Below are 16941 nucleotides of genomic sequence, written 5' to 3'. Positions count from 1 at the left end.
TTCAAAATCCTGTCGCACAACAGGTTTAATTAGCTCATGAAATACGGTATTCTGATGTGACAAAACCTGAATCCTGGTCGTTAAAGTGTTTGTTTGCACTCATATTTTAACTGTTAGGACTCAGGTTTTTTTATTTAAAGCAAACTATGGGACAGCAGTGCACTACAGGCATCTTTTTTATTTATTCGACTTGAATTTAAAGCTTAGCTTTGTACCAGCATATCTTTTTTCATGTCTTTATAATGCTGGTATTCATTCTTGTACTGCACTGCTAAAGCGGTCTTTTGCTCTTCTCCCAGAATTTTACCAGCTTGCTGAAAGAAACCATGTTCCTCTTCTTTTAAGTGATGATGCACCTTTTCGGAAAGTTTTTTGGCCATGGCAATCCAGCCCGGATTACTCAATTCAGTTGCAGTTAATTCCTCAATCATTTCGTCCATTTCATGATGTTCGGCCAAGGCATGGCGGGTAATATTCAGGCCTGAATCGGTCATCATCAAGGGGATATAAAAATAACGGTCTTCCGCAGCCTCATGGGCAAATAATTCATTTTTGAGTTGCTTGAACAGCTCGCGGCGTTCTGCTGTATCCCCGGAAGTCTGTAATAGTTTTTCTGCAAGATCACGCTGAATCTCATGACTCTCTCTTAATGCTTCAAAAATAGTCGTCATTCCGATATTTCTCCGATTGTTTTATTTTTAATATCATTGATTCTAGAAGATTTTCAGAACAGGTTCAGACCCAGTTTATAAAGTGATTTGTTAAGAAACTTTAATATCGAGAATGATTTACATCGGGTTTATATCTAAAAAAACATCTGGTATGCCATCCGGCAAATCAGCAGACTGACCAGAATCAGGAATAAAATCCGGATAAAGCCACTGCCATATTTAAATGCCAAACGCACCCCGACCAAGGAACCACAAATATTGGCTACCGCCATCATTGTCCCGACCATAAACAGCACATTGCCACTAGGAATAAAAAAGCTTAAGGCGGCCAGGTTGGTAGTGAAATTGGCAATTTTCGATAAGGCCGATGCATGCAGGAAGTCGACGCTCAAATAGCGAATAAAAAAGAAAATAAAGAAACTACCGGTGCCCGGACCAAAGATACCATCATAAAAGCCTATCGCCAGACTGCCCAAAGCGGCCAGAATCAGCATTTTCCGATTCAGTTTTTGTTCGGTATGCACCTGGCCGAACTGTTTTTTCATCAAGGTTTGACATACTCCCCTCACTTTCATTTTACCTCAAGTGGGGGGATTCTAAAAGCAAAAGCTCTTAGGTGACTTCCTCACGGATTTCACTTGCTTTCTGCTTCACAGGGCGATCTTTACCGCATCTTCCCTCGACAGACAAAACGGTATGTCCCACCGCTAAAATGTTACGAGAAGCGTTAATATCTGCATTCTCGCTAAAACCACAACTAACACACTCAAACTTAGCCTGAGTAGGTCTATTTTCTTTTGCAACATGACCGCATGAACTACAAGTCTGACTTGTATATCTAGGGTCAATCTTAACGAGTAAACCACCTCGCCATTGTTGCTTATACTCCAACATATTGACAAGCATTGACCAACCTTGATCAAGAATTGATTTGTTCAAGCCTGACTTGGCTTTCACATTCTTTCCTTTGTTCTCGATTGTACCTTTTGCTGACTTCGACATATTGGCTACTTTTAAGTCCTCAACTACGATCATTGCGTGGTTTTTGCTGAGAGTTGTAGTGACTTTATGCAAGTAGTCATGCCGAATATTGGCAATATGATGGTGTAGTTTATTGATCTTTAAATTGAGCTTTTTCCAATTTTGGCTGAACTTGGTTTTCTTCTTCAACTTGCGTTGAAGCCTAGCTAATTTAACTTGATTAGCTTTAAAACTATTGATCGGGTCGAACACCTGACCACTAGATGTTGTAATTAATTTTTTAACACCTAGATCAACACCAATGGCTGATTTGGATGGGTGAATCGGTGCATCTATTGTGCTTTCAACACCGAAAGAGATATACCACTTTCCAACATGCTTTGAGATTGTGACATTCTTGATTTCACCAAGAATCTCTTGTGATTTTCTGAATTTCACAACGCCAATGTCATTAGGCAACTTAACCTGATTACCTTTAACCCAACAATATCTGCCAAATTGAACAATGCGAATTGAATCATAACCATCAGATTTCTTTTTAAATCGTGGCATGAGTGGTCTAAGCTGAATTTCACTGCCATCGGTCAATTTAAAGAATCTTGGTTTTTTAGGCTTAAATGGTTTTTGCTTTAACTTAGCTTGTTCTTTTTTATCAAAAAATTTAGCCCAAGCATCACCAAGATCACGGACTTTTTGTTGGAGTGAAACACCATTAGAGCTTTTTTCTAAAAAAGCACATTCAGGTTTTTTGCGTAATTCAGGAATTTTATTGACTAAATTAACTTTGTTGATTCGCTCATTTTTAGCAAGCATCTCAAATGATACAGCTAAAATTTGATTCCAAACAAAACGTGCAGAGCCAAGCAACTTGTTTAAAACAAGCTCTTGTTCCGCATTAGGCTCAAGCCTAAATTTGTACGCTTTGTTGATCTTCATTTCGCCTTAAATCTATTTAGATACAGAAACTTAATGTAAATTATTCTATCATATTGCACTAAAAAAACACCAAAAAAAAGTCGTGAAATTCACCTCCACCCTAATGTTGGGTGGAGTCCTCTTTCACACTAAAGATAGATGGCGATCACGATCAACATGACCAGCACAAAAGGCTTAAGAATCTCGACTGGAATTAGCGTAACGCTGGCTGCACCAATAAAAGAGCTGACAAAACTACACAGTGCAATCACGCCCAAGAGCAGCCAAGGCAGTTTCACCTGACACAGATAGGAAAATGCCGCAGAAGCGGTGCCACAAATGGAAGCGAATTTATTGGTACCAAAGAACGTAGCAGGCTGTAGATGCGGTAAACTCCCCATAATTGCCGGAATCTGGATCAGACCACCACCGCCTACGGCAGCATCAATCGCCCCTGCAAAAAATGCAAAGACAACCAGACTGATGATGATCTCAATTTCCATATATTGACTCGATTAGAGGTTCAGGACGCGTTTGGGCACCAGACGTTTTTTGTCGGTGATTTCTGCCAGCCCCAGACATTTCTCACCATCAAAAACCAGCACCTGTTCAGCTGCTTCATGTTCGATATTGCTTTCCATGCCGCGGCTAAAATATTCTGCACGACTTTCGGGTACCTGCACTTTTGGAAAATGATCAACCGGTGCATAGGCCGGCAATAACAGTTCATCGCGCTCTGCTTCGCTCAGGCTTTCCAGATATTCAATGGTATAACTTGGAATCAAATCAAAATGGCCGGTTTTGATGCGGTGCAGATAAGTCAGATGGCCATAAGTTCCCAGCGCTTTGGCAATATCTTCACCTAAAACCCGGATATAAGTGCCTTTAGAACAGGTAATATCCAGCGTAATACTGTTCTCCGTAAAGGACAAAAACTCAATCGCTAAAATCGTAATTGGACGCGCTTCACGTTCAATCTCGATACCTTTGCGCGCCAGTTCGTATAAAGGACGGCCTTCTTTTTTCAAGGCAGAATACATCGGCGGCACTTGCTGGATATCCCCGATAAACTGTGCCAATGTGTCCTGAATCAAGGCTTCCGAGAGTTCAGGAACCGCTTTTTCCAGAAGCACCTCACCTTCGACATCGCCCGTGGTGGTACTATGCCCCAAAAATACGGTCGTCTGATAACGCTTGACCGAATCTAATAAATAATGCGAAAACTTGGTCGCCTCCCCCAAACACACGGGCAATAAACCGGATGCCAGCGGATCCAGCGCACCGGTATGGCCGGCTTTTTGTGCACGGTACAACCAGCGGACTCTTTGCAATGCGGCATTAGAGCTGATACCCAAAGGCTTATTAAGCAGGAAGACACCACTAAGATGACGACGCTGAATTTTAGGAGATGATGCTTTCATGGCAAAAAATCAGACATTTTATAAATTGGCGCCATGGTAAAACCCTGCGAGATGATTTACAACTTTTCTATAGTCTCTAATGATTTTTATGGCATATTGAGCCGGCTTTAATATCTAAAAGCTTGAACATCTAAAAATAATGAAACAACGAGAAAATAGGTGCATAGGATATGCAGAAATATAAAATATGGATCATTCTGGCGTTGCTGGTGCTGTGCATTCTCACGCTGATCTTATGGCTGTCTCCAAAAGAAAATAACCAGGCGGATACCGGGACAAAAACACCTTTTACTGAAACTCAGGCAGAGCAAACCGCACTCTTGGTCAATGGCCCTGCCAATGCAGCCTTCCCCAGTGCCAGCCAGCAAGATACCGAAATTAATTGTCAGATGCAGTTAGATGCCAGCAACCGTCTGATCGTGAATGAACAGACCCGCAACTGTTTTGAATATTTTATTACTCAGTTTGGCGAAAAAAATCTGCAGCAGATCCAGCAGGATTTTAAAGCCTATATTCGCCAGAATCATAAAGAACCAGCACTCTCGCAAATTCTGGATTTATGGGATCGTTATATCCAGTATCGTCAGGGTTTGGGCCAGCTCACTGCACCGACTGGGCTGAATCAGGAATATCCTGCCTATTATCGTAGCATCTATAACAGTACCCAGTATTTGCGCCAGCAGTACTTTTCCAAGTATGAAATTGAAGGCTTGTTTGGCACAGAAGATGCCTATCATGAATATACCCTGGACCGGATGAGCGTATTGGCAGACAAAAGCTTGACTGAGACTGAAAAAGCCCAAAAGCTCAAAGCACTGTTTCAACAGCTCCCACAGGACTGGCAGGAAAATCTGGAACAACTGAATAAACTGGAAGATCTGCGCAAACTAACCGCTAATATTAAGGCTCGTGGCGGTTCCAGCGATGAAATCCGGCAGATGCGGATTAATCTAGTCGGCCCTGAAGCCACACAGCGTCTGGAACAACTGGATGTACAACGCAGCGACTGGAAAAACCGGGTGACGGGCTATTTAGATGAACGGGATCAGATTACCCAGTCCGGCATGTCAGATACCGCCAAACAGCAAGCCATTGCCCAGCTTCGCAGTAAACATTTTAATACACCGCAAGAACAACTCCGGGTAGAAACCTTTGAACAGGTTCATGATCAGGGAGCCAAGCTGCCCTTTGCTGACTAAGCCTAAAAGCCATCACCTGTTGATGGCTTTTTTATAAATGCCCTTTTGATAACTTTATATTTTTTCTCAAAATGATCTTTTATAGTTGTTTCCAAATATTTCGTATTTACACAAAATAACTTAGAAAAATTATAATAATTTCAAAGACTTTTTATTTAAATACATCTGCAAATAAAACGCATACTTACAATGTAAATTCCTCCTGTCCTGCATGTCCCCAAATGACATGGTTTTAGACCTCTGAAATGAAAAAATACCGCTTCTTCAAAAGAAAAATTGCTCAGCCACTGAAGACCTAAACTGTATTTTCATCGTCTGATTTGTGGCTTGCGACACTCTACAAAAAGCAATGATTGCTTGAATAAAGATAGAATTAAAAAAGGGACAGCTATGCATACTTTCAGCAAGACAGCCCAGTTACTGACTGTGGCTTTAGCGACCACTCTGGGATTCAGTTTTTCTGCACAGACTCAGGCTGCAGCGAGTGCAACACAAGTCATCGAAAAGAGCCGGTCTGACTATGCCAAGACCAAATATCCGATCCTGATGGTGCATGGCTGGTTAGGCTGGTCACGTATTGGCACCGATAGTATCGGGCTGGATTACTGGTATCAGATTCTGCCCGATATGGCACGTAATGGCTCTACCGTCTTTGCGGCACAATTGTCTCCAGCAAATACAACGGCGCATCGCGGTGAACAACTGGTTCAGCAGGTTGAAGATGTTCTGGCAATTACCGGCAAGAAAAAACTGAATTTGATTGGTCACTCTCATGGCGGACCAACAGTACTCTATGTCGCAGCGACCCAACCGCAGTATATTGCGTCTATCACTGGCGTTGCAGGAACCTACCATGGCTCCAAAGTCGCAGATGATATTCAGAACAATAGCCTGACGCGTACCGCCTTTAACATTTTAGGGGATTATATTATTGGACCATTGATTGCACTGGGTCAGTTTAAGCCTGAACTGGAAATTGATTTTGATGCTTCCATGAAATCCCTGACCCAGACCGGTTCAAATACTTTTAATGCCACAGTGGCGCAGCAGGTGGTCAAAGATGGTGTATTGGCTTCCACAGAAAACTGCAATAAAAATTTAAAACAGAAAGACAGTAAAGGCATTCATTATTATTCATGGACGGGTGTGGCCCAAGCCACCAATGCACTGGATATTGACACGATCCTGATGCAGCTCGGCCCTTTATCTTATGGCAGTAAAGACAATGACGGCATGGTGTCACGTTGTAGCGCTTTCATGGGCAAGGTCATTCATGACCAGTACAAACTCAATCATACTGACCTGGCCAACATGATGTTTGGTCTGAAGGGTATGTTTGCACCCGATCCGGTCGCCCTCTATCGCCAACATGCCAACCGGCTCAAATTAGAAGGTTTATAACCCAGAGTGCCTATATTTCAGTTGAGATATAGGCTTTTTTTCTGGTTCTTTTTATTTAACCTATCATTGTTCTGGAAGCTGCAATGAAAAAAATAATCTATCACTTGAACCTTTTACTGTTAGTTTCCATATGGACTGGCCCTGTGCAAGCCGCGGCATTACAGCAATACAAAAGCAATTTTGTCCTCTCGAGTTATGCCAGGACAAAATACCCGATGGTCTTTGTGCATGGTTTTGGTCTGGGTTTTAACCGGATTGGAACGGAGAGCATCGGTCTGGATTACTGGTATCAGATTCCCCAAGACCTGAGCCGGCATGGTGCATGGGTATTTTCTGCCGAATTGTCTGCTGTTGCATCCAATGAACTGCGTGGCGAACAGCTCTTGATGCAAATTGATGAAGTACTGGCACTGACAGGTCATAAGAAAGTCAATCTGATTGGGCATAGCCAAGGTGGCCCAACGATTCAATATATTGAGGGCATTACGCCGCATAAAGCTGCCTCTTTAACCGCCATTGCAGGCGCTATGCAAGGCACACCGGTTTTTGTCAATGCCGGCCAGACACCCCTCCTTGAGCCCTTTATTCAGGCCATCGGTACGATTCTGGGCCACAGCATGAATCTGGTCACGGGTAACCAGTATCCGGTCAGTATGATCGAGGCACTGCAAGCTATGAACCCAGAGGCGATTCAGGCTTTCAATATGAAATATGGCTCCTCTGCCATTCCCAAAGACTGTCAGTCTCAGGGCAGCAAACTCACGCCAAATGGAATTTACCACTATTCCTGGATGGGCAACCGGCAGGCAACCAATTCCTTGGATGTGATTGAGTCTACAGTCGTGACTTTAGGTAGCAGTTTCTTGAAAGGAGAAGCCAATGATGGTGCTCTGCCGCTGTGTAGCGGACGCTATGGCCAAATCATCCGTCAGGACTATGCCCATAACCACTTTGATGAAGTAAACCAGTTTTTTGGCATTTTGGGTCCTTTCGCGCAGGATCCGGTCGCACTGTATCGCCAACATGCCAACCGGCTCAAGCTGCAAGGCTTATAAATCACTTATTTTATGAATAGATCATCTTTATTAATTAAAAAAACTTAGGAAACTGAGTCCCTGCTACATAGGGGAACTTTAGGCAACTGGATGAGGATCATCCCGTTAAAACAACAAAAGTGAGGAAAATATAATGAAATTCGGAATATTAATCACCGGCCTGCTGCTGGCGGGTACATGTCTCAGCACCCAGGCATCCACCCAGGCCAGTCAGGTCACAGCAAAAGCCAGTTCACAATATGCCAAGACCCAATATCCAATTGTCTTCGCACATGGTATGGCAGGCTTTATCCGGGTCGGTACCGACCAGTTTGGACTGGATTACTGGTATCAGATTTTACCGGATCTGGCGCGTAATGGCGGCAATGTCTGGGCAACACGTGTCTCACCTTTTAACTCCTCAGGAATTCGGGGTGAACAACTTTTAGAGCAAGTCAAAGAAATTCAGGCCATTACCGGTGCAGACAAAGTCAATCTGATTGGTCATTCACATGGCGGCCCGACCATTCGTTATGTTGCAGGTGTGAGACCTGATCTGGTTGCTTCCCTGACTTCCGTCGGTGCTCCACATAAAGGCTCTCCGGTTGCAGACCTGATTCTTCAGGCAGAAGGTACGCCAATACAAGGGCCTTTAGTCGGTGGTATCAACCTGGTGTCTAAGGCCATCACCTGGGCACAAGGTCTGGATCCGAGCAGTTTCCCACATGATTCTCTGGCTGGTGGTCGCAGTCTGACCCTAGCAGGATCCGCTCAATTCAACCAGAAATATCCGCTGGGTATGCCGACCACCGCCTGCGGTGAAGGTAAGGAAAAAGACGGTGATATTCGTCATTATTCATTCACCGGTATAGGCCAAGTCACCAACCCGCTCGACCCTGATTCAGCATTGAAAGTTACAGCTTTACTCATTGATGGCGGCAAGGAAAATGATGGTCTGGTCTCCCGCTGTAGTGCCAAATTCGGTAAAACCATTCGGGATAATTACAACTGGAATCATCTGGATGAAGTGAACCAATTGCTCGGATTAAAGAATATCTTTGCTCCAGACCCAGTCGATGTTTATCGCCAGCATGCCAACCGGCTCAAATTGCAAGGCCTGTAATTCAACCTCATCCCTGTCATCACAATATGCAGGGATTTTTTAATTTTTAAACCGCCAAAATGGAACTTTATGAAAATTAGAACGCATTTTATAACCTTATGCTGCGTGTTATTTGCGGGCCAATATGTGCAGGCTTCCAATTTGCAGCAAGCAGAAACCAGATTTGTTGTGTCCAATTATGCCAAAACACAATACCCAATTGTATTTGCACATGGCATGGTCGGCTTTAATCACATTGGTTTTGATGCCTTAGGCATGGATTATTGGTATCAAATTTTGCCAGATTTAGCCCGTAATGGTTCAACTGCCTTTGCCACCCGCATCTCACCTTTCAATTCCAGCGAAATCAGAGGTGAACAATATGTGGAGCAACTCAAAGAAGTCATGGCAATCACCGGCGCCAAAAAACTGAATTTAATTGGTCATAGTCATGGTGCGCATAGCGTGCGTTATGCAGCCGGGGTGATGCCGCAACATGTAGCCTCAGTGATGACTGTGGGCGGTGCCAACCAAGGGACAATTGTTGCTTCTGATGTCATGCGACTTGCTAATCAAACCGGAACATCTGAACTGCTCAATACCCTGATCAGCAGTTTTGGCAACGTCATCATGTGGGCACAAGGCTTAGACAGTCAAGCTTTCCCACATAATGCTCTGGCAGCAGGACACAGCACGTCGATTGAAGGCACAGCCGAATTTAACCAACGCTTTAAACTCGGGCTTTCGCTGAGCCCATGTGGTGAAGGCAAATATACAGACCAAGACATTGCACTGTATTCAATGACGGGAATCAACCCGTGACCAATCCCCTAGATGTCAGCGATGCCGCCATGAAAGCCTTGGATCTGCTTTCTGCGAGTAAGGCTGGCGCAAATGATGGAATCGTCTCGGTATGCAGCGCCAAATTTGGTAAAACGATTCGTGATGATTTTCCATGGAATCATCTGGATGAAATCAACTTGTTGTTTGGCATTAAAGGTACCTTTGCGCCTGATCCAGTTGCTGCCTATCGTCAGCATGCCAACCGTTTAAAACTGCAAGGTTTATAAAGCCACCCAAGCCTCTATTCATCCAGAGGCTTTTCTATCTTATTTTTCGCTAATTTTTTTCTTAAAATTTACTTGTTAATCATGATCAAACTGCATATAAAATATTCATCAAATATAAAAAAATAAGTGTGAAATAAAATAAATGCAGATACGTTCTATAGAAATCAAAAACAAATTTAAAAGAACCTGCCCCTGCTGCAAACGAAAAGTCATTAATCCTTTTCAATTTAAAAAATATGAGCCTTATTATTGCCCCTCTTGTCATCGACATATTATCGCAAATGTATGGATCAGTATTTTACTGGTTATCACACAATGTTTTATTTGCATTCAACTTTTTAATGCAGGATTCCAGTCTTGGGGATATTTTGTATTATTCCTGATGTTTATTCATAAAATTTTCTTGGATATTTTAGATGCTATGATCTTGCCTTTGCAGGAACATTTCGAATAAATCTACATAAAAATTAGGCATAAAAAATGCGCCCAAAGGCGCATTTTTTCACTCGTATAAAACTTAAAATTAAGCTTTAGTTTTACGAGCTGGTAATTTTTCACGAATACGTGCAGCTTTACCAGACAATTCACGTAGGTAGTAAAGTTTAGCACGACGAACGTCACCACGACGTTTCACTTCGATACCAGCAACGATTGGAGAGTGAGTTTGGAATACACGCTCAACGCCAACACCGCTAGAAATTTTACGTACTGTGAACGCAGAGTTCAAACCACGGTTTTTCTTAGCAATTACAACGCCTTCGAACGCCTGTAAACGCTCACGGTCGCCTTCTTTTACTTTAACTTGAACAATAACTGTATCACCTGGTGCAAAAGCAGGGATGTTTTGTTTCAATTGTGCGTTTTCAATTACTTGAACTAAAGGATGCTTACCGCTCATGGGGTATCTCCAATATGTGCGAGTCAGAAGAGGTCTGATCATCGCTGGGTATAGAGGCTAAAGCGCATACACCCGATTATCTTTCCCTTTATAGTTGACCATCTCAACCATAAAGAGCCTATTAAAGAATACTTAAATAATTTTAAGTATTTGCTTGAAGACAGAAATGATCACTCATCAATATCTTACAAATCTTTTAGCCATTTTTTCTGCTGCTTGGTCAACTCGACTTTTTCCACCAACTGTGGGCGGCGTTCAAGTGTACGCTGATATCGCTGCAGAAACCGCCATTTTTCAATATTGGCATGATGCCCGGACTTTAACACCTCAGGCACATCCAAACCTTCAAAATGATCTGGCTTGGTATATTGTGGGCAATCTAGAAGACCATCCACAAATGAGTCTTGCACGTGTGATTGCTCATCAGACATCGCACCCGGAAGTCTCCGGATAATACTGTCCAATAAAACCATCGCAGGAAGTTCACCACCCGACAAGACGTAATCTCCAATTGACCATTCCTGATCAACATATTGCTGGATCAAACGTTCATCGACGCCTTCATAACGTCCGCACAGTACGATGATTCCGTCATATTTGACAAAATCCTGTACCGCAGTTTCGTTTAAGGTCTTTCCTTGCGGTGACATATACACCACAGGAACCTGAACTGCACCTGCTTGCGTTGCAAGCTCTTTGGCATGCTGGATTGCTTTTGCCAAAGGCTCAGCCATCATCACCATACCCGGACCACCACCGAATGGACGTTCATCCACCCGTTTATAGTTGCCCGTCGCATAATCGCGAGGATTGATGCAATGAATTTGCATCAATTCACGTTTTGCTGCGCGCCCGCTAATACCATAGGCTGTAATCGCTTCAAACATTTCAGGAAAAAGCGTAATGACTGCAAAAAACATCGCAGACTCCCGTATTTCCGAAAAATTCTTAGTAGTCTACGCCCCAATTGACGTAGATACGACCAGCTTCAAGATCAACGCGTTGCACCACATCTTTATGCCATGGAATCATTCGCTCTTCGCCATCAATGCTATCAGCAGTTGCGCGAACCACCATGACATCGTTAGCACCTGTTTCAAACAGCTCAAAAATTTGACCGAGATTGACTTCTTGTTCTTCATCATCCAGACCTAACACAGTTAGACCTTTTAAATCAGACCAATAGTACTCATCTACGCCTGCTTGAGGCAGTTGCGATTTAGAGATCCAGACATTGGAGCCAACCAGTTCGTCTGCGCCAGTACGATCACTCACACCTTTAAGCGAAACAACCAGGCCTTTACCATGTGGTTTCCAACGTTTTACATCGACAATTTGCCAACCTGCTTTGGTCTCAATGTACCAAGGCAGATAGTCAAATATGTTGCTCATGGGTTCTGTATTGGAATAGACCCAGAGCCACCCATTTAATCCATATGCTGAACGCAACTGTCCAATCTGAATACGATCTTCGGGAACATTCTGTGTTGGTGTCATGGGCAAGCTACTACCTAATTTATATAAAAATTATGCAGCAACTGCAGCTTTTTTAGCTTGAGCAGCTAAAGAAGCAACACGATCAGAAGGTTGAGCACCTTGAGAAACCCAGTGAGCAAAACGGTCAGCATCTAAACGAAGTTTTTCTGCTTTACCTTGAGCTGTAGGGTTGAAGAAACCGATACGTTCGATGAAACGACCGTCACGTGCATTACGGCTATCAGTCACAATGATTTGATAGAACGGACGTTTTTTAGCACCACCGCGTGCAAGACGAATAACAACCATGATAGAACCTTATAGTTTTTACGGATTATCCCTGTATCGACCATCGATACGCTTCAAACCCCTTTCATAGAGGGCAGTATTTTACTTGAACTTTGCCCTGAATGAAAGATCAAAAAGTGTTTGGCTACAATTTTGGATTTGGAGTTATTTGCCGTCCCATGGCGAGCAGACCAGAGCATCCTTATACCAACACTGTTTTCCTTGAGAGTCCAGTGTTAACACACCAGTATTTAGCATTCCATTTATTGGTGTCGCAGTTAAACGCCATGAACCATTTTTTGTCGTTGCAGAATAGGCTACGCCGTCAATATCTGTAATTGAAAGATTATAATTACTTGCTCCGGTTGTCGGTATTGTAGAATTGACTAATCCGGAAGTTCCAATATTTTTGAAAGAACCATTTGCAATTTTGTAAGCCGTTAACTTTTGAGCCATCTCTTGCATAAGTGTTTGTGCTTCAACTCTTTTTGTCCTTTTTGAGTATTCTATATAATTTGGATAAGCAATTGCAGCTAAGATGCCTATGATTACAACTACAATCATTAACTCAATTAATGTAAAGCCATTTTTAATCATGATGACACCTTACAACTTGCAGGCACCGTACATGTATCTGTTTCTTTCCATCGGCATGAAGTTCCCTCACTATTCAACGCAAAGTTATTGTATTTAGCAGCATCTTTTAAATCTTTATTGACACACGCTACTAATGTCCATTTTTGAAAAATTGAAGTATCAATAACAATATTATATTTAATATCTGTTCCTACCTTGCCTTTCGGTGTAGTTTTATCTTCAGAATCTAATATAAAATTTTTATAACTAAAGTTTGTACTCCGTTCATTTTCAAGCTTAAGTGCAATATCTTGCAATTTTTGTTCAGCAATTTTTTCATTATTTTTACGTACATAATGTTGGTAACTTGGTAGCGCAACGGCTGCTAAAATCGCAATAATAATAACAGCCAACATTAATTCAATTAATGTAAACCCTTTAGCCATTACTTCGCTCCTACATATGGCGTCATATCATACCAACGGGTTGGTAATAACTTATTTGTAGTTTGATACTCTGTAATTGAATTTTGTGTACAGTCTGAACCAATACATATTGTTGGAGGTTTATTAAAAATTAATTTTCGAGAACCTTGGGTAGAGCCAGGTCCAACATTTAGACCAATAATCCCTCCACCTAAGTCACCTACATTTGTAATTTTTGTGTCCGTTCCACACTTACCAGATGGCAAACATAATTTGACTGCCGTACTTACTCCAACAATACCGCCAGAACAACTGGTACTACTTCCATTACTGCCATTGTTGGTTTTACTTGGGTCAAAAATTGAATAGTATAAATCACCATCTAGAGCGACGCCTTCGGATAATCCCCTTGTTTGATATGATCCCCCACTAGTAGCTGTTATGATAGGTAATCGATAATACCAGCCAGCTGTTTTATCAGTCGCTGCACCAGCCTTATAAATTTCATTCATATTTGTTAATTTGACTGTTGTGCCTTTTGCAGGTGTAGTTTTAGTTACATCATAATCATAGAACCCCAAAATCATATCTTGCGCAGAACTGTCAGATTTCAAAGGACTACTTCGGTCTCCTGACGCCATCGAAATGACTGCATATTTTTTAGCTAGATTATCTGTATGAATGGTAAATGTCGGTGCCTCATAAAAACGTGGGGGATTTTTACCAGCTTCTTTTGCATCGGCAAACTCAAAAGCATTAAGCACGAACTTATTATCTACATCATTTGCTTTGTGGCTTGGATTCAAATCTACTCGGAACACCTTACCTCCCAAGTCACCGACATAAAGATGATCAACTAAACCATCACCATCTCGGTCTACTGTTTTTACTCTTGATGGAATACTATTAACCATGCTATCAATTTTCGTTTCAACCCCACCTGTTGCTGTTCCATCTTTATTTTCAGCATTACTACTGCCCCACCAGAGCAACTTTCCATTTTCTGCATCAAAAATATAAATCCCGTTTCCTTTTACATTCCCAGGAGATGAATTAGTAAAAGTAGGATCTTCATATTTCATATCATAGCCACCACCCACAATCATAGCGAGTTTGCGCTGACCATTCCATTTGATATAAGCAACTGTTGGCTTAGACCAACTTTGCCCCATATAGGACAATGCTCCGCTTGTTGCACTATCTGGATCAATATGGAACATTAATTTTGGCTTAGACATATCAGAAAGGTTTAAAGCGTAATAGCTACGTCCTCCCATACGTAAGCCACCATATACATATTGATGACTATTTTTCCCGTCTGCTTTTACTTGCAAGCCATCACGTTCAACAACTTTATCACCAACTTTAACATCATAAAAATTAGGCTCATAAACGGTATGTGCACTCCAAGGACCATCTATTCCATAATAAAAATTATCATTATTATCTGATGCCTTCTCTACAGCCATTGACTCAAAAAAGCCCTTTTTTTGTTTAGCCAACATTTCTTTAGGAACAAATGAAAACACTTCTTCACCACTCCCCGAAGCGATTCCACTACCATTTATTACTTGGGCATTTTGTGTTCCCGATTTAACCACATGCAGAACACCTTGTGTTGTACCAAAAAGCACATAGTCATCACGATCTACTGACCCTAATGATCCCGTATCTGCAACAATTGCACCTTTTTGTGTGAGTAAAATAGGTGAGGAATGAATAATAGAACCTAGTTGGTAACCTTTTGATGCATCTTTAGTTTTTAAATAGGTTAATTGCTCTGTATAAGATTTTTGTTTTAACGCCGTTAAATCGGCTTCTGTGAGTTTTGAATATCCCAATAAACCATATAAGTACTCTCGCTCAGCCAAAGTTTCTGATTTAAGAATACTTTCTGCAGATTTCAAATCACCTGCCGAACTACCGTCATTTATAAATACTTTTCTTTTTAAAACTAAGTTTGATCCATCTAATTTAGGTAATTGCGTACCCAAAAGCTGACTCAAATTACCACCGTAGCTGATTACTTCATCTGGATGTACAGCTGAACTATTAAACCAATAGTCTTTCAGACCAGTATTAAAATCCGTTGCGTTTTTATACACCAATTTATTGGTGACATCATACAAAGTACCACTGATGACATTGTACTTTTTGAGATTCCCCACCCACAACTGATCTTGTGTCGCAATGAGTGGTTTAAACATAGGGAAATAAGCAAAAGGTTGTAACTGATTGGTATTTAACGCATCTACAGGAATAGTACTACTACCAATAGTTGAACCCTCAATAGGGACAGTTGTTTCAGTAATAAATGATTTTAAACTTTCAACCAAATCTGCTGAAGATTGTGCTGTATAAAAACCACCTTCACCAAAACCACCAACATCTGCTCTATTCGGAATTGATTTTGCCCCCCATTGACAATAATTTCGATGATCAGAGTTACTCGTATCAACGAAAGTGCAATCAAAATATTTTTTTGTCCCTATTGTAATATTTGCCTGTAATTTTTGAGCTGGTGTTAAATAATATCCTCCCCCAAAACCAACAGTTGCTGTTTTTACTTTATAGTTGCTTTTCAGTAGTGACTGAGCATAGTTTCCAATTTTTCCCCAATAAGCTGTTTGGGAACTTCCTAATGTATTTGTCGTTACTTTATTGATTCCGTTATAATCAATATTATAATCATTATCACCTTGAGGCTCACCATCAGTTAAAAAGTAAAGCCCATTCCCAGTACATGCTTCACTGGTATTAGAACTACTAGATTGGCTTGTAAACTTTTTCCCAGCAGTGTTATATGCTGTTGCAATCGGTGTTCCACCACCAGCAGTAATTTCTTGTACATACCTGATAAGAGTTGCTTTATTCGATGTATCAGGATCCATAGCAATAAAATCTGTTTTATTCGAAATTGAATTACCTGAATAAGTCCCCAATCCAAACTGAATATCTTTACCAATCGTTGAGTCAGCAATTACATCAATTAAGCCTTTTCTTAAATTTGTAATTCGCGTATAGCAGTTGAATATATTTGAATCCGATGTTGCACTACATGTTTCTTTAATTTTATTTTTATATGCAGTATCATTTTTGACTTTATATTTACTTAGATTTACTTGACAATAGACATCATTCCCTTTTTTTGCATAGACATATCCTGAAGTCGTCAAATTATCAGGTAAATTTTCTGGAACACAAATATTAGCACTATCATAATGATAGTCAAAAAATCTATTATATTCATAGGCATAATCAGTCGCAAGGGACATATTACCCATACTTCCAGAAACATCTAGCATTAGATAAATTTTAGTTGTTCCTGTCCCCCCTGCTTGATAAATATCAATATCACTTGCCTGAATTTGTACAGCCAACCCTACCAAAATCAACGAAGTTATAGATGCAGCTAAAGTCGACACTTTAAAACGCATCCAATGGCTTGGAATCTGTTTAATCTCGTTCATAAAAACCTCTAACT

The 16941-nt window shown here is 41.3% G+C and carries 14 protein-coding genes and 3 pseudogenes; 5 read left to right on the top strand and 12 right to left on the bottom strand.

The genetic code is table 11. The features are described from left to right. Positions 1–203 precede the first annotated feature (203 nt). From F893_RS02180 to truB, 5 genes and pseudogenes are all read right to left on the bottom strand, one after another. The gene (locus F893_RS02180) at positions 204–671 is read right to left on the bottom strand and encodes a hemerythrin domain-containing protein (RefSeq protein ID WP_004732380.1); all 468 of its coding nucleotides are present in this window, start codon (positions 669–671) and stop codon (positions 204–206) included. Between the two features lie 134 nt (positions 672–805). Then, a pseudogene (locus F893_RS02175) lies at positions 806–1222 on the bottom strand (sulfite exporter TauE/SafE family protein); the annotation flags it as partial. Positions 1223–1283: 61 nt separating this feature from the next. Then, positions 1284–2588: an RNA-guided endonuclease InsQ/TnpB family protein gene (locus F893_RS02170; protein ID WP_005249817.1), complete on the bottom strand. Its 1305-nt coding sequence runs from the start codon at positions 2586–2588 to the stop codon at positions 1284–1286. Positions 2589–2722: 134 nt separating this feature from the next. Further along, positions 2723–3070 (bottom strand): annotated as a pseudogene (locus F893_RS02165) (TSUP family transporter); the annotation flags it as partial. A gap of 12 nt (positions 3071–3082) precedes the next feature. Continuing rightward, complete coding sequence (gene truB, locus F893_RS02160) at positions 3083–3988, bottom strand: tRNA pseudouridine(55) synthase TruB (RefSeq protein WP_004732391.1); 906 nt, start codon at positions 3986–3988, stop codon at positions 3083–3085. Positions 3989–4158: 170 nt separating this feature from the next. Here truB and F893_RS02155 point away from each other — a divergent pair, with 170 nt between their 5' ends. The 5 genes and pseudogenes from F893_RS02155 (at position 4159) to F893_RS02135 (ending at position 9794) form a co-directional block, all read left to right on the top strand. After that, complete coding sequence (locus tag F893_RS02155) at positions 4159–5187, top strand: lipase secretion chaperone (RefSeq protein ID WP_004732393.1); 1029 nt, start codon at positions 4159–4161, stop codon at positions 5185–5187. A 390-nt stretch (positions 5188–5577) separates the two neighbouring features. Then, entirely contained in the window at positions 5578–6588 is a 1011-nt protein-coding gene (locus tag F893_RS02150; RefSeq protein ID WP_005101273.1) for an esterase/lipase family protein, read from the top strand. An 83-nt stretch (positions 6589–6671) separates the two neighbouring features. After that, positions 6672–7643, top strand: a complete 972-nt coding sequence (locus F893_RS02145) for an esterase/lipase family protein (protein WP_005101276.1) — start codon at positions 6672–6674, stop codon at positions 7641–7643. Positions 7644–7776: 133 nt separating this feature from the next. Then, positions 7777–8745, top strand: coding sequence for an esterase/lipase family protein (locus tag F893_RS02140; RefSeq protein WP_005249816.1), 969 nt, complete (start codon positions 7777–7779; stop codon positions 8743–8745). A 69-nt stretch (positions 8746–8814) separates the two neighbouring features. Continuing rightward, a pseudogene (locus F893_RS02135) lies at positions 8815–9794 on the top strand (esterase/lipase family protein). A gap of 523 nt (positions 9795–10317) precedes the next feature. Here F893_RS02135 and rplS read toward each other — a convergent pair. From rplS to F893_RS02100, 7 genes are all read right to left on the bottom strand, one after another. Continuing rightward, the gene (gene rplS, locus F893_RS02130; protein WP_004281205.1) at positions 10318–10692 is read right to left on the bottom strand and encodes a 50S ribosomal protein L19; all 375 of its coding nucleotides are present in this window, start codon (positions 10690–10692) and stop codon (positions 10318–10320) included. Between the two features lie 185 nt (positions 10693–10877). Further along, complete coding sequence (trmD, locus tag F893_RS02125; RefSeq protein WP_005249813.1) at positions 10878–11612, bottom strand: tRNA (guanosine(37)-N1)-methyltransferase TrmD; 735 nt, start codon at positions 11610–11612, stop codon at positions 10878–10880. A gap of 28 nt (positions 11613–11640) precedes the next feature. Beyond that, positions 11641–12189, bottom strand: a complete 549-nt coding sequence (rimM, locus tag F893_RS02120) for a ribosome maturation factor RimM (RefSeq protein ID WP_004281200.1) — start codon at positions 12187–12189, stop codon at positions 11641–11643. 30 nt (positions 12190–12219) lie between these two features. Continuing rightward, on the bottom strand, positions 12220–12477 hold the full coding sequence (rpsP, locus tag F893_RS02115) for a 30S ribosomal protein S16 (protein WP_004281198.1): 258 nt from the start codon (positions 12475–12477) through the stop codon (positions 12220–12222). 144 nt (positions 12478–12621) lie between these two features. Then, positions 12622–13053 (bottom strand): type IV pilin protein, encoded by a 432-nt coding sequence (locus F893_RS02110; RefSeq protein ID WP_005249810.1) that lies wholly within the window; start codon positions 13051–13053, stop codon positions 12622–12624. Continuing rightward, positions 13050–13478: a type IV pilin protein gene (locus F893_RS02105; protein ID WP_005249808.1), complete on the bottom strand. Its 429-nt coding sequence runs from the start codon at positions 13476–13478 to the stop codon at positions 13050–13052. The genes F893_RS02110 and F893_RS02105 overlap by 4 nt, the downstream gene beginning before the upstream one ends. Then, on the bottom strand, positions 13478–16927 hold the full coding sequence (locus F893_RS02100; RefSeq protein WP_005249806.1) for a pilus assembly protein: 3450 nt from the start codon (positions 16925–16927) through the stop codon (positions 13478–13480). Before F893_RS02100 ends, F893_RS02105 begins: the two co-directional genes overlap by 1 nt. Positions 16928–16941: the final 14 nt, after the last annotated feature.

It is taken from the genome of Acinetobacter sp. CIP 102136 (genome assembly GCF_000369685.1).
Lineage (GTDB): Bacteria > Pseudomonadota > Gammaproteobacteria > Pseudomonadales > Moraxellaceae > Acinetobacter > Acinetobacter fasciculus.
The sequence above is the reverse complement of the archived record's forward strand: the minus strand, read 5'-3'. Positions and strand labels throughout refer to the sequence as shown.

Excerpts from the sequence above, each read along its gene's own strand:
- F893_RS02180 (WP_004732380.1), bottom strand. The coding sequence starts at position 671 with ATGACGACTATTTTTGAAGCATTAAGAGAGAGTCATGAGATTCAGCGT.
- F893_RS02170 (WP_005249817.1), bottom strand. The coding sequence starts at position 2,588 with ATGAAGATCAACAAAGCGTACAAATTTAGGCTTGAGCCTAATGCGGAA.
- truB (WP_004732391.1), bottom strand. The coding sequence starts at position 3,988 with ATGAAAGCATCATCTCCTAAAATTCAGCGTCGTCATCTTAGTGGTGTC.
- F893_RS02155 (WP_004732393.1), top strand. The coding sequence starts at position 4,159 with ATGCAGAAATATAAAATATGGATCATTCTGGCGTTGCTGGTGCTGTGC.
- F893_RS02150 (WP_005101273.1), top strand. The coding sequence starts at position 5,578 with ATGCATACTTTCAGCAAGACAGCCCAGTTACTGACTGTGGCTTTAGCG.
- F893_RS02145 (WP_005101276.1), top strand. The coding sequence starts at position 6,672 with ATGAAAAAAATAATCTATCACTTGAACCTTTTACTGTTAGTTTCCATA.
- F893_RS02140 (WP_005249816.1), top strand. The coding sequence starts at position 7,777 with ATGAAATTCGGAATATTAATCACCGGCCTGCTGCTGGCGGGTACATGT.
- rplS (WP_004281205.1), bottom strand. The coding sequence starts at position 10,692 with ATGAGCGGTAAGCATCCTTTAGTTCAAGTAATTGAAAACGCACAATTG.
- trmD (WP_005249813.1), bottom strand. The coding sequence starts at position 11,612 with ATGTTTTTTGCAGTCATTACGCTTTTTCCTGAAATGTTTGAAGCGATT.
- rimM (WP_004281200.1), bottom strand. The coding sequence starts at position 12,189 with ATGACACCAACACAGAATGTTCCCGAAGATCGTATTCAGATTGGACAG.
- rpsP (WP_004281198.1), bottom strand. The coding sequence starts at position 12,477 with ATGGTTGTTATTCGTCTTGCACGCGGTGGTGCTAAAAAACGTCCGTTC.
- F893_RS02110 (WP_005249810.1), bottom strand. The coding sequence starts at position 13,053 with ATGATTAAAAATGGCTTTACATTAATTGAGTTAATGATTGTAGTTGTA.
- F893_RS02105 (WP_005249808.1), bottom strand. The coding sequence starts at position 13,478 with ATGGCTAAAGGGTTTACATTAATTGAATTAATGTTGGCTGTTATTATT.
- F893_RS02100 (WP_005249806.1), bottom strand. The coding sequence starts at position 16,927 with ATGAACGAGATTAAACAGATTCCAAGCCATTGGATGCGTTTTAAAGTG.